The sequence below is a fragment of the Pseudoalteromonas sp. H105 genome (assembly GCF_001469215.1).
Classification (GTDB): Bacteria; Pseudomonadota; Gammaproteobacteria; order Enterobacterales; family Alteromonadaceae; genus Pseudoalteromonas.
In genome coordinates this window covers 218,790-232,219 of record NZ_LOFH01000008.1, presented here as the reverse complement: position 1 = coordinate 232,219, position 13,430 = coordinate 218,790, and the positions used below count along the sequence as shown (strand labels likewise).

Genomic DNA, 13,430 nt, shown 5'->3' with positions numbered 1-13,430 from the left:
CGTACGTCATTACTGCTCAAAAAATGTTTTTAAATAGTGATCAAACTCATCCTTAGGCAACGGTTTACTATACAGGAAGCCTTGAATGTAATCACAATTCAACGCAGCTAAGTAAGCGCGCTGCGCGTCTGTTTCAACGCCCTCAGCCACCACTTCTAAATGTAAATTACTCGCCATCGAGATAATCGCGCCCACCATTGCACAATCCTCGTGCTCATCAGGTAAATCTTTAATAAACTCACGGTCTATTTTTAATTTACTTAATGGGAACCGCTTCAAATAACTCAATGATGAATAACCCGTACCAAAGTCATCAATTGCTAACCCAACCCCTAAAGCACGAATTGCTTGCAATTGTTGCAAAATATTTGGGCTATTATCAGCCAATAAAGTCTCTGTAATTTCTAATGTTAAGCATTCTGGTGATAACTGATATTCATGCAATACATTTTTGACCAGCTTTGCTATATCTCGACGAACAAACTGCACACTTGAAAAGTTAACGGTGACAAAGAAATTGCCATTAAATTGACTGCACCATTGAGAAGCTTCTTTGCATGCCTCTCTTAATACCCACTCCCCAATCTCAACAATTAACCCTAATTCTTCACAAATTGGAATAAATTCAGCCGGTGATATTTGCCCTAGTTCAGGATTGTGCCAACGCAGCAAAGCTTCACAGCCAATGGTTTTTTTATCAATGCTGATAATAGGCTGAAAATACACCGTAAACTCATTATTTTTTAACGCTTTATGTAAGGCGTTTCCAAGTTTACTGCGGGCCTTCACTTGCTCATGCAGGCCATGTGTAAAGAACTCAAAGCAGTTACGTCCTTGTTCTTTTGCTTGATACATAGCACTGTCTGCATTACGTAGTAATATTTTTCGCTCTACACCATCATCAGGGTAAATTGTCACCCCCATACTGCCTGACACAAATACATCTTGGTCGCCAATTTTAAACGCTGAACTCAATGCCTTTAAGGATTTTTTCGCCAGTCTTTCAATATCGCTAAGATTATTTATACCTGGGAGGAGTAAAGCGAATTCATCTCCCCCCAAGCGAGCAACAGTATCGACCTCACGCATACATGCCTTTAATCTATTAGCCGCCTCAAGTAACAGCATATCACCACTATTATGCCCTAAAGTGTCGTTCACGCTTTTAAAGCGATCTAAATCTATGAAGCAAATAGCTAAACGTGTGTTCTCTGCGCTCGCGCGGATCATTTCTTGATCAAGTTTATTATTATAATGATAGCGATTAGCAAGCCCTGTTAAAGTGTCAAAATTGGTTTGCAACCACATTTCTTGCTCGCTTTGTTTTCGCAGTGAAATATCATTAAACAGAGCAACATACATTTCGATTTGTTTTTCTTCATCAAAAACAACCGATATATTTAGCCAACATGGATAAATACTGCCATCCTTTCGACGATTCCACACTTCACCTTCCCAGTGACCACTGTTCTTTAGGTTTTCGTACAGCGCTTTAAAAACAGAAGGTTTATGACGGCCTGAATTTAATATTGCTGGCGTTTCACCTAATACATCATCCTCTTGGTAGCCCGTTATTTGTGTAAAAGCGCTATTGATTGCTTGAATTTTATTCGTATTATCCGACACCAAAATACCTTCGTTGGTTGCAGAGAATACTGTGCTGGCGAGGCGTTGCTGCTGACGTATTTTTAACTTTTGCGTAATATCACGAATTAAATGTATTTCACCTATTTTCTTATCGGCTTCATCTGTCACAGTAGTGACATTTACCTCCCCCCAAAAAACACCTTTCATACCGCTAAACTGGCACTCATTATCAAGCTGTCCAATAGACGAAACGTTATTCATATAAGTATGAATATTATTCCCTTTAAGGGTTTCTATATCCGTCAGCTTTTGTGCTGCCATCCTATTTGCATTCAATATCGTGTGCTTGTTATCAGTGAAAATAAGTAAGTCATCAATACCATTAAAGATCGCTTTTAAAGTAGCGCTGTCTTTTTGTGCTGACCTTTTCGCGGTGCGTAATCGCGTTGCTAAAAGAGTCAAAATAGCCAATAAACCCGTTAGTAATATGATTGATATTAACGACAAGATGAATTGCCCAAAACGCTTTTGTTCAATTTCTTGCGTTTGGATTGCCACTAATTCCTCAAGGTTTTCTTGGTAATGCCAAAGCTCTTTCTCAAGTGTTCGCTGAGATGAGATATCATGAATAACAGAAAATAAAAGTCGCCTATTATCAAGTTCAAATGGGGCTGAATACACACTCACAGTTCGCGTCTCACCACTGGCTAACTGATGCTTAAAAACAAAATAGTTTTGTCCTTTATTCAATGCGGCTTTTCGTTCCTGCGCTACCTGCTGCTCCGTAAAAATATTAATTTGCTGAATTTTCATTGCTTGCAATTGTGAAATGCTATACCCATAAAACTTGGCGGCTGATTTATTAGCAAACACGATCGAACCTGTCTTAGGTTCAATAATTAACATCACCGCGCTATGATCGGCAAAGATTTGACCGTCAATAATTGATGCTAATGAATAGTTGGCCTGCACATTACTAAATGGCATCATAAGCGCACATACTACGCACAGTCTCAGTATTCCTTTAATAATAAACCCACCCATTATTTGAAAGCTCATAAGACACAATTGTATGAACTATAGCTTAAACTCATAAAATTGTAATGAAAACCATAACTTAAATATTTCATGTATACCGCAAACACTCTCTAGATTAAGCTATGAGAGTGTCTAGTATAATTCACTTAGCCAACTTTATTGCGTATAATACAGGCACTGTTTTTAAGCTGATAGCGGCCAACAATGAAATATAAAGACCTTCGTGATTTTATTGATTTACTGGAAAAAAAAGGTGAATTAAAACGTATTCATCAAGAAATTGATCCCTATTTAGAAATGACCGAAATTGCTGATCGCACGTTACGTGCAAAAGGCCCTGCTTTATTGTTTGAAAACCCAAAAGGACACAGTATCCCTGTACTCGCCAACTTATTTGGCACCCCGAAACGCGTTGCAATGGGAATGGGTCAAGATGATGTTGGTGAACTTCGTGAAGTCGGTAAACTACTTGCTTTTTTAAAAGAGCCTGAGCCACCAAAGGGCATAAAAGAGGCGATCGGACAAATTCCTGTGTTCAAGCAAGTACTGAATATGCCGGCTAAAGAAGTCAAAAAAGCGGTGTGCCAGCAAGTAATTATTGAAGGGGATGATGTAGATTTAACAAAACTACCGATTCAACATTGTTGGCCAGGTGATGCAGCCCCATTAATAACATGGGGACTCACCGTTACTAGAGGCCCTTATAAAAAGCGTCAGAACCTAGGAATTTACCGCCAACAACTCCTTGGCAAAAATAAAATCATCATGCGCTGGTTATCGCACCGAGGTGGAGCTCTTGACTTTCAAGAGTGGTGTAAAGAAAACCCTGGTCAACCCTACCCTGTTTCAGTCGCACTAGGCGCGGATCCTGCAACGATTTTAGGGGCTGTAACCCCCGTGCCTGACACCCTCAGTGAATACGCGTTTGCGGGTTTATTACGAGGTAGCAAAACAGAGGTTGTAAAGTCTGTTTCAAATGACTTGCAAGTCCCGGCCAATGCTGAAATAGTCCTCGAAGGTCACATCATACCAGGGGAAACAGCACCGGAAGGACCGTATGGTGATCACACAGGTTACTATAATGAAGTTGATGACTTCCCCGTTATGACCGTTACGCATATGACACACCGTAAAGACCCTATTTATCATAGTACCTTTACGGGTCGTCCGCCTGATGAACCTGCTATTTTAGGCGTTGCACTTAATGAAGTATTTGTGCCCATTTTACAAAAGCAATTCCCCGAAATTGTGGACTTTTACTTGCCACCAGAAGGCTGTTCTTACCGTATGGCCGTTGTGACGATGAAAAAACAATACCCCGGTCACGCTAAACGCGTAATGATGGGAGTGTGGTCTTTCTTGCGTCAATTTATGTACACCAAATTTGTTATCGTTTGCGATGATGATGTCAACGCCCGAGATTGGAATGACGTCATATGGGCAATTACCACCCGAATGGACCCTGCGCGTGACACAACATTAATTGAGAATACACCAATTGACTATTTAGATTTTGCTTCCCCTGTTTCTGGCCTTGGCTCGAAAATGGGAATGGATGCAACCAATAAATGGCCCGGTGAAACTGATCGCGAATGGGGTGAGCCTATCGTGATGAATCAAGAAACTAAAGATCGCGTAGATGAACTCTGGGACAGCCTAGATATTCTTTAACTCGCTGTAAACTGACTGTTCGGATATGCTACTATTGCGCAAATAAAGTGCGTATCCGCAAATTTAAGGTAAAACATGCAAACATTAAATGCTGAAGTTATTACTATCAGCCCATTAACTGAATTTGTTCATAAAGTAATTTTAAAACCAGCGCAAAGCGTCACTTTCGAAGCTGGTCAATATTTACAAGTGGTGCTAGGTGAAAAAGACAAACGTGCCTTTTCAATTGCCAGCCGCCCTTCGCAAAATACCGAATTAGAACTTCATATTGGTGCTTCTGCGGCTGATTCATACGCAATGCAAACGTTAGAACACTTGCGTTCAGCACATCAAAATAACGACCTGGTAGCAATTGAGGTTGGTCTAGGTATTTCACAGTTACGTCTACAATGTGAGCGTCCTATTATCTTACTTGCTGGCGGTACGGGGTTTTCATATGCAAAATCCATGGCTGATCACTTAAGTGAAATCGGTTGCGAGCGACCAGTGCTATTTTACTGGGGCGTACGTGAAGAGTCAGCCTTGTATGCACATGCCGAAATGCAAACATGGGCTAACAGCCGTGAAAACTTTAAGTTTATCCCTGTTGTTGAAAACCCGACTGATAGCTGGAATGGCCATACAGGCTATGTGCATAAAGCCGTCATGACAGATATTTCATCCCTTTCACCCTACGATATTTATATGGCTGGTCGCTTTGATATGATCGGCATCGTACGTGATGATTTTATTACACATGGCGCCGTTCGAGAAAATATGTATGCTGATGCATTCGCGTTTATCAAATAATAATAGATCGCTGTAGAAGCACCGCACGGTGCTTTTACACCTCTCTCATCCTAACCTGCGGTTTATCAGGTTACCGAAAATCCAAATAACACCATAAGAATCGAAAGCTGATTGTTTAAACCTATCACGTTAATCAACATAAACAATTTCACAAAATCCCATTCCTTAACCATACTTTATGTAACTTAATAATTGGGAGAGACCCAAATGCTAAATACAAAAGTAAGAGACTTTATGCAACACAAGTTGCCACACATCACCCCGACCACCGAAATGACCACGGCCATTGCTGAATTACAGAAATTTAAATTACTCGGCGCGCCAGTATTTGATGATAACAGGTGCTTGGTGGGTTTTATTTCAGAGCAAGAACTCTTAAAGCCATTAATGCAAAATAGCTATTTTTGTGATGGGGTAGTGAAAGTATCTCAGCTAATGCGCACAGATGTGGTGACAGTGAGTGGCGACATGAACATTATTGAACTGGCAGAGCAAATGCAGCCAGGAAAACCCAAAAACTACCCAGTTGTGGATGGCACAACAGTTATTGGTATGATTGGTCGCAGCGATATTTTAAAAGCACTATATGATAATTATATTAGCTGCCAAGAACATTAGGCACGCAACAAAGCGCGCCTATTTGCCGCTGTTAACTAACGTGCAGCGGCAGCATTTTTTAGCTGCTGCTTGTCTGCATCACTCAAGTAAGCCACTTCCAAAGCATTGACCTGCGCTTTTTCCATATCAGCTTGCGTTAAGCCTGCAGCCGGCGCGGCAACATGATACTCATGCTCAATTTCAATGCCCTCAACAGCAGGATCATCCGTATTAATGCTCGCCAAAATACCATGATCTAAAAAGCGTTTTAATGGGTGCACATCTAAGCTTGCAACCGTGCTTGTTTGAATATTACTGGTCAAACACGACTCGATACCAATACGGTTGTCGCGCAAGTAATCCATCAACTTAGGGTCTCCAATGGCTTTAACGCCATGGCCTATTCTATTGGCCCCTAATTGATTAATTGCTTGCCAAATACTATCAGAACCAAGCGCTTCACCAGCATGAATCGTTGCGGCTAAATACGCATCAGAAACTTGTTTAAAGTGCTCAACAAACAGCTCTCCCGGAAAGCCAATTTCATCACCCGCTAAATCAACTGCAACTAAATCGTTTTTAAAAGCCAGTAATGCATCAAGCTCTTGCTGGCATATTTTAGTGCCATAAGTACGTGACATAATGCCAATTAAATTTGCTTTGACAGTGCTGCTTTGCGTTGCACTTTTAATACCGTCTACAACCGCCTCTACAACACCCTGAGGGTGTAAGCCTTGGCTTTGTGCCATGTAATACGGGCTAAAACGCAATTCCACATAATCAAGGCCTTGCGCCTGAGCATCCTCAATATTTTCAATCGCGATACGACGACATGCTTCATAATCCCCAAGCACGGTCACTCCCCAATCCAGCTTTTGTAAAAAAGCCATCAAATTTGGTTCAGGGTCAATCACTTGAACGTGTGGAGTCAACGCCTCAATATTATCAGCAGGTAATTCAATATTGAACTGACGACCTAGTTCTAAGATTGTTTGCGCACGAACATTACCATCAAGGTGGCGATGAATATCTAGCAATGGAATATTTTTATTTATCATGATTAGTGCTCAGTCTATTGAATTTGCGCGGATCATACGCATTTACATTGGTAATTCAAGTTTAGCTGATTCTATTTTTAATAGAGAGGTCATTTGTCATCATGAGCTGTTATGTGAAGCCAAATTGCTTTAAACAGTTTATCTGCTTCAATTGGCTTCGTTAAATAGCCACTCATACCCACAGCCAACGCTTTATTTACATCTTCATCATGTGCATTTGCTGATAATCCAATGATAGGCAACTCAGTCATACCGAGTTCATTTCGAATCACCTCAGTGGCCTCAAGCCCATCCATATTTGGCATTTGAATATCCATCAATACCAAATCATATTTGCCCTGCGCCACTTTTTCAATTGCTTCAAAACCATCGTTTGCAATATCAGTGACACAGTCTTTGGTTTTTAAGATGGCTGATGCGACATGTTGATTCAAAGGATTATCTTCAACTAACAACACCTTCACATCAGCAAGCGATAAGCTACCAAGGTCAAGACTGTGGTACGCAGGCTGAAAATGGTCGGCCTTAGGCAGCGGGGAATCATTAGGTAGTGAGAAGGTAAAAGTAGCGCCTTGACCTTGCGTGCTCTGCAAGGAAATCTCTCCGCCCATTAGCTCAACTAGCTTTTTACAAATGCTTAACCCTAACCCTGTACCACCAAACTTTCGCGATGTAGAGCTATCAGCTTGTGCAAATGGTTGAAATAACTGCAACTGAGCACTGTCGCTAATCCCAATACCCGTATCCTTAACGCTAAAGAAAGTATGCTGGTTCTGTTGCCATACCTTAATTGTTATTGAACCTGAAGATGTAAACTTAATCGCATTATTTAATAAATTGAGTAACACCTGTTTTAAACGAATGGGATCGGTATTTATTGTTAATTCAACGTGCTTTTCCAACTCCAAATGCAGTGCTAGCGATTTAACACCTGCATCGAACTGTACTAAATTAATAATTTCATCTGTTAATTGGTTAATCGCAATAGGTTCCTGTATTAGATCAAGCTTGCCTGCTTCCATTTTTGAAAAATCTAACACATCATTCAGTACTCGCAATAGCACATTTAATGCCCCATCAGCTTGCTCAATGTAACGCCTTGCCTGTGGCCAGTTGTCTTGTTGCAAGGCTAAGTAATGCAACCCCTTAATGCCATTAATGGGTGTTCGCACTTCATGACTCATATTTGCTAAGAACTGACTCTTTATTTGACTTGCCTTGTCTGCTTTTTGCTTTTCTTCTCTGAGTGTTCGGGTTTGTCTAGCGACTTGCTCCCTGACATGAATATTAGTCCCTGTCACCGAGATCAAAAAAGTAATTAACAACCATACAAACAGCATACCGAGTATTTGAGCCAGCCAATAGGGTAACCATGAGGATTGATTTTGAGGCTCAAGCAATTCAACCTGCCATAGGCGCTTTCCTATAAGTAGTTGGTAATCAATCAAAGTATTTAAGCCAACAGGTGATTTATTATAAATAATGTGTTTATTTTTATCTGTTACATCATAAAAGTTCGCACTCACTTGTTCATAATGTTTAAAACGTAAGCGCTCAACAAACTCAGCTAAACTCACCACGCTGACAACATGTCCTTTATAGTCGCTTAACGTGTCTAAATCACCAAATACAGGCATAAAAAATAAGACTACATGGCCATAGCGAATATGTTGAATAGGTTTGGTAATCACTAACTCGTTTAAGGTTTTTGACATCAACAGTGCCTCTTTTTGAGTTCGCACTGATGCTACATCAAAGCCAATGTCCTCTTCATTCCCAACGAATGGATGAATATATTGCACAGGATAATAAAATGCTCGCTTTGCCGCTTTTTGCCAAAACATATGAGTTGATTTTTCTTTTATAAATGCAGTAGGTACCGTCGCATGTAGTTTTTTTTCAAACTGCTCTGTCAGCTCAACGGGCACTATTGGAACCCACTTAAAGGCGAGGATTTCCTTATTATATTCAAGTAACTTTGAGGTGAAACGTTGAAACTCGGCTGAGCTGACTTGATTACTACTAGCGAAGAACGTCGAGAGCAGCGTTAAGTGGCCTGTAATCTCATCGACTTTGTAGTTAATTTCTGATTGAACCTCAGCTATTTTAGCTTCTTGTTTTTGAATATCCTTTTCTTTTTTTACACTAGCAGCAGCGAAGAAGCACACGCTAATAACAGTGTAAATAATAAGCGCAGGCACAATAACTTGTAACCTATGCCTTGCTTTCTCGTAGCTAAAAGCAGCAAGTAGGAGGGGGGTGAATATTAATACACCAATACTGTCGCCGACCCACCACGTTATAAAATTATTGAGCGCTGCATGTGCAGGAATAACCTGATTGGTAACCAATAAACTGGTGCCAATTGTGGCTGAAATAACACAACTAACAGGCCCTGCGACAACTAAACTTTGCACACTGCGCTGTAATGATGATAAATCCAAAGGGGCTTTTATCACTTTTACAATAAAGTAGCGCCCAACTGAAGCCTGTAATAATGCGGCAAAAGAGACGCATAGAGCCTGCAAAGCAACTTGCCAGTGGAGAATATCTGCAATACCACCCAGGTGAATTAAATTAGTTAGCATCGCACCAATTAAGACACCAAAAACAGCGCGATAGCCAAAGAGTAAAAAGCTAGCTAAAGCAATACCTGAAGGAGGCCATGATGCAACAGCATAACCATCAATCGAGAGTAAAAAGTTACTAAAGTAACCTGTACAAAAATACGCAGCCGCCAGACTGAAGGTTAAAACAACTGTATTCTTCAATGTCTAGCACTCCTTTGCCGGTGATAGGTTACAGGTATAAATCAAGTGCCTTTTGAGGCTGTGCACTTTTGCTATAGCTAAGTTGGGCTTGTATCAAATACTCTTTTTGATTATCCACTGTCAACGCTTTATCAAACACGCGCGCTGCCAAATCATACTCACCATGTGCATTTGCTAAACATGCTAGTGCTAATAACAAACTCTGATTTTCCGGCTGTTTTTTCAATGCATCTTGCAAATTAGCTTGCAGCTTTAATGCATCTCCCGGTGCAGATACCTTCAAAATTTGTGCTAGCTGATCTTGATCACTTGGCTTTTTAAGCATTTTTAACAACGTTAACTCTATTTCACTTAACCTACCGGATTGCGCCATGGCAGATAAATACGCAAAGTGCGCTTTCGCTCTTAAGTGTTTGCTTAATGCGTGGTATTTTTCAGTTAACGCTGACTGCGCATTAAAGTAGGCTGCGAACAACACTTGCCACTGTGACTCTGTGAGTGCTTTTTTGCTTAGTAAACGAGGCATAAATTGCTCTAAAGAAGCCCACTTTTGCTGCTGAACTAACACTTCTGCATATGATTTAAGCTCCAAAGCGGTGGCTTTCTTCGACTCAGCTAATGCTTTTAACTCACCCGTTACAGCGCTGCTGTCGCCACTGGCAAGCCATAATTTAGCCGCTTTCAGCTGATTAGCTGGACTAATTTTATCAAGGCAGTCTATTGCTTTACTTGCGTTATTGCTTTGTAATGCTGCTTTTGCAAGCATGGCATAACGCACATCTTGCCAAGGTTCTGCAACACTATTATTGTCTAACGCGAGCTCAAGTTGCTCATAATCACCATTAACTAACCCCCAAACACCTTGTTCTAATGCTGCGTGTTTACGCTCTTCACTTCGTGCGAAGAAACGATGGCGCGTGTGACTGTATAATGACCACACATACCGAATAAGCTTATAGGTTAAGTATAGTCCTAGTGCGATAACAATAAATGTAGCGAAGAACGCGACAATAGAGCCCTCTATGGTCGTTTGATTAAATGAAATTAGCACGTAACCTACTTCACCAATCAGCATAGGCGATACTGCAAGCAACACGGCAATGGCTAAAATAACCAATATTAAGCGGATCATTTTGCCCACTCCTTGACCTGCTCGGTGCTTATTAATGCAATATCGTGTTTAAATTGCATGCTTTCTTTACTTAGCTCATCCAGCCCCTTAACAGTACTTTTTGTTAGGGGGTGCTCACGTTTGAAGTACGCTTTTACTAAGTTATTTGCCTGACTAAGTGCAGTAAAATAAACGCTTGCCTGCTCAGTTAATACTGCGTCTTGTGCTTGTGTTAAATACAAGCTCAAACGTTGTTGAATTAAATGACGCTCTTGCTCAGTTAATAATGGCTCAATAGCCATTCCTTCGCGCTGACGCACTTTAATAAAATTATCTTTAAATTGATGCCATGAATTAGCTAAATTTTGCTGCCAATCACTCACATTTTCACTCAACGCGTGTCGTTCTTCTTTTACCACTTCTTGAGGTAAAGAAACGGCATTGAACTCAAGACTTTCAACTTGTTCAACAAGGCCGTGCAATTTTAAGTAAATAGCTTCGACAGGCACACGTTGTACACTACTAAGCGTTTGTAAGTCTTGATGGATAGCTTGACGAATAGCACCGGTGCCTGGGTGTTCTGCAAGCAAAGAATCTAAGCGAAACAATACCGCACTTGCCCCTTGGTAATCTTTCTCAGCCCACAGCTTAAATTCAGCCATTCGCTGCAAACTAGTGACCTCTTGTGGACTCAAGCTATATGCTTGTTGCTCTGCCCGTTGTAAGGCATTTTCTAACTGCTGTTGGGTTTGCGCTGTATTTTTCTCAATCGCCTCAGCCACTTTGCTTTCACTGTTAAACAATGCTTGTTGCAATGTTTGCTGCGCACTTTTTACAGAAGCTAGTTCAGCATTTAAAGCTTCGTTATTTGATTTTAACTGCTCAATAATGACATTTTCTTGCTGCCCAGTTGTTAGTTTATGATAAAACTGATATCCCACACCGGAGGCGACAATTAAGGAGATCAGTAACGCTACACTCCCCGATTTACTAATACTTCTTTTATTGTTTTGATTCATGGCGGGTTCTTGTTTTTTAGCTGATGTCGAGGCCGGCTTTTGCGCCGCTTTAGCAGCTGACTTTACCTCAACAGAGGCCGATGGCTTTGCATTTTCACTCATAGTATTACCTTGGCTGATGCAGGTAAACATCGCGCTATCGCTTGCGCCTGCAGCAATGTGTATATTTGCCGAGCTTAAATGTTGCTTTAAATATTCACCAATTCGCTTACTGGCAACATAAAACTGACAGCGTTCTAACCATTGTAGTTGTGTTGACGAGAGTTGATGAAAAATAGCATCAACAGCCGCATTACTTGTAATAACTATACCTTCAACATCAATACTTTGCCAGTGGTCTAGCCAGTCACTCTGTGCACCATCAACAGGCTGACGTTGGTATACCACCAAGCTATTTAAAAAAGCGTCTCGCTTTTTGAGTGCATTTGCAATAGTTGGTCGACCATTTTTACCTTTCACTAATACTATATTTTGCTGTGCTACGTGTTGCAGTGAATTAAGCGCTAATAAGCCTTCAGAATCGTGAGCTTTAGGCACCGCAGCCCGCACACCAAACGCTTGCCAAATCGCATCAGCGGTTTGCTCTCCTACCGCGTAAAACTGAGCTTTAGTGTTAATATCGGGTTTGAGTGCCAGCAATGCATTCACTGCATCTTGTGAGATAAATATGATTTTATCGGCATTTAATAACGGCGTTAATTGCGCACGATTTGGTTCAAGATAGTCAATTGATAAAACAGGAAATAAGGTTGCCTGATAACCCTCTTGCTCAAGTTGCTTGGCAAGCTCAACACCTTTTCCTTGTGGCCGAGTTATCAGGATATGTGACATTTATGCGTCTCTGTATACTTCAGCTAAAATTTTATCTGCGCCCATACCAAGTAATTGCTCAGCTAATTGAGTACCTAGCTGCTCAGCATCCACAGTAAGACCGCTAATCTCAGCGCGTAAAATCTCACTACCATCAACGGCACCGACGAGCCCTCGAAGGTGAACACGTTCACCATTCACTAATGCATAAGCACCAATGGGAACTTGGCAACCCCCTTCTAATCGGCGATTCATTGCACGCTCAGCATTAACACGAATGCGTGTTTCATTGTGTTCAAGCGGTGCAAGCAATGCTTTTGTTAGTTCATCATCTATGCGGCATTCAATCCCTACTGCACCTTGGCCATTGGCAGGCAATGATGCTTCAGGCTCAATAAATGCTTTAATGCGGTCATGCATTTCAAGTCGAATTAAGCCTGCTGCGGCTAAAATAATGGCGTCATATTGACCATCATCTAACTTTGCCAAACGGGTATTAACATTACCGCGAAGATCTTTAATATCTAAATCAGGGCGCAGTGCGCGAATTTGGCATTGGCGGCGCAAACTTGACGTGCCCACGACAGCGCCTTGCGGAAGGTCATCAATATTTGCATACGTGTTAGACACAAACGCATCCCGAGGATCTTCTCGCTCACAAATGGTATGCAGCGCTAAGCCTTCAGGGAAGTCAACCGGCACATCTTTCATCGAATGCACAGCAATATCGGCACGACCATCGAGCATGGCTTGTTCTAGCTCTTTAACAAACAAGCCTTTTCCACCAATTTTAGCCAGCGGGGTGTCTAAAATAATGTCGCCTTGAGTCGACATCGGCACAAGTTCGACTGACAGATCGCTATGAAAATGTTCCAGCCGCGCCTTTACAAACTCAGCCTGCCAAAGTGCTAATGCACTTTTACGCGTTGCGATGCGAATAATATGTTTTTTTTCAGTTACTTCATTTGTCATGGATAAG

Annotated in this window: 9 protein-coding genes; 3 read left to right on the top strand and 6 right to left on the bottom strand. The window is 41.3% G+C overall.

What is annotated here, in order from left to right; genetic code table 11:
- Positions 1 to 9: 9 nt before the first annotated feature.
- On the bottom strand, positions 10 to 2,646 hold the full coding sequence (locus tag ATS75_RS14700; RefSeq protein WP_235591189.1) for an EAL domain-containing protein: 2,637 nt from the start codon (positions 2,644 to 2,646) through the stop codon (positions 10 to 12).
- 183 nt (positions 2,647 to 2,829) lie between these two features.
- Here ATS75_RS14700 and ubiD point away from each other — a divergent pair, with 183 nt between their 5' ends.
- From ubiD to ATS75_RS14685, 3 genes are all read left to right on the top strand, one after another.
- Positions 2,830 to 4,296, top strand: a complete 1,467-nt coding sequence (gene ubiD / locus ATS75_RS14695; protein WP_058561167.1) for a 4-hydroxy-3-polyprenylbenzoate decarboxylase — start codon at positions 2,830 to 2,832, stop codon at positions 4,294 to 4,296.
- Between the two features lie 75 nt (positions 4,297 to 4,371).
- Complete coding sequence (fre, locus tag ATS75_RS14690) at positions 4,372 to 5,085, top strand: NAD(P)H-flavin reductase (protein WP_058561166.1); 714 nt, start codon at positions 4,372 to 4,374, stop codon at positions 5,083 to 5,085.
- 207 nt (positions 5,086 to 5,292) lie between these two features.
- The gene (locus ATS75_RS14685; protein WP_058561165.1) at positions 5,293 to 5,703 is read left to right on the top strand and encodes a CBS domain-containing protein; all 411 of its coding nucleotides are present in this window, start codon (positions 5,293 to 5,295) and stop codon (positions 5,701 to 5,703) included.
- Between the two features lie 35 nt (positions 5,704 to 5,738).
- Here the strand turns inward: ATS75_RS14685 and add are convergent, their stop codons facing one another.
- The 5 genes from add to hemC form a co-directional block, all read right to left on the bottom strand.
- On the bottom strand, positions 5,739 to 6,740 hold the full coding sequence (gene add, locus ATS75_RS14680) for an adenosine deaminase (RefSeq protein WP_058561164.1): 1,002 nt from the start codon (positions 6,738 to 6,740) through the stop codon (positions 5,739 to 5,741).
- An 89-nt stretch (positions 6,741 to 6,829) separates the two neighbouring features.
- Complete coding sequence (locus tag ATS75_RS14675) at positions 6,830 to 9,511, bottom strand: ATP-binding protein (RefSeq protein ID WP_058561163.1); 2,682 nt, start codon at positions 9,509 to 9,511, stop codon at positions 6,830 to 6,832.
- A gap of 28 nt (positions 9,512 to 9,539) precedes the next feature.
- Positions 9,540 to 10,643: a heme biosynthesis HemY N-terminal domain-containing protein gene (locus tag ATS75_RS14670; RefSeq protein ID WP_058561162.1), complete on the bottom strand. Its 1,104-nt coding sequence runs from the start codon at positions 10,641 to 10,643 to the stop codon at positions 9,540 to 9,542.
- A complete protein-coding gene (locus ATS75_RS14665; RefSeq protein WP_058561161.1) occupies positions 10,640 to 12,472 on the bottom strand; it encodes a uroporphyrinogen-III synthase in 1,833 nt (610 codons plus the stop codon). The genes ATS75_RS14670 and ATS75_RS14665 overlap by 4 nt, the downstream gene beginning before the upstream one ends.
- Positions 12,473 to 13,423 carry a hydroxymethylbilane synthase gene (gene hemC, locus ATS75_RS14660; protein ID WP_058561160.1) on the bottom strand — a complete coding sequence of 317 codons (951 nt, stop codon included), beginning with the start codon at positions 13,421 to 13,423 and terminating at the stop codon, positions 12,473 to 12,475. It abuts the gene before it with no gap.
- Between the last annotated feature and the right edge of the window lie 7 nt (positions 13,424 to 13,430).

Excerpts from the sequence above, each read along its gene's own strand:
- ATS75_RS14700 (WP_235591189.1), bottom strand. The coding sequence starts at position 2,646 with ATGAGCTTTCAAATAATGGGTGGGTTTATTATTAAAGGAATACTGAGA.
- ubiD (WP_058561167.1), top strand. The coding sequence starts at position 2,830 with ATGAAATATAAAGACCTTCGTGATTTTATTGATTTACTGGAAAAAAAA.
- fre (WP_058561166.1), top strand. The coding sequence starts at position 4,372 with ATGCAAACATTAAATGCTGAAGTTATTACTATCAGCCCATTAACTGAA.
- ATS75_RS14685 (WP_058561165.1), top strand. The coding sequence starts at position 5,293 with ATGCTAAATACAAAAGTAAGAGACTTTATGCAACACAAGTTGCCACAC.
- add (WP_058561164.1), bottom strand. The coding sequence starts at position 6,740 with ATGATAAATAAAAATATTCCATTGCTAGATATTCATCGCCACCTTGAT.
- ATS75_RS14670 (WP_058561162.1), bottom strand. The coding sequence starts at position 10,643 with ATGATCCGCTTAATATTGGTTATTTTAGCCATTGCCGTGTTGCTTGCA.
- ATS75_RS14665 (WP_058561161.1), bottom strand. The coding sequence starts at position 12,472 with ATGTCACATATCCTGATAACTCGGCCACAAGGAAAAGGTGTTGAGCTT.
- hemC (WP_058561160.1), bottom strand. The coding sequence starts at position 13,423 with ATGACAAATGAAGTAACTGAAAAAAAACATATTATTCGCATCGCAACG.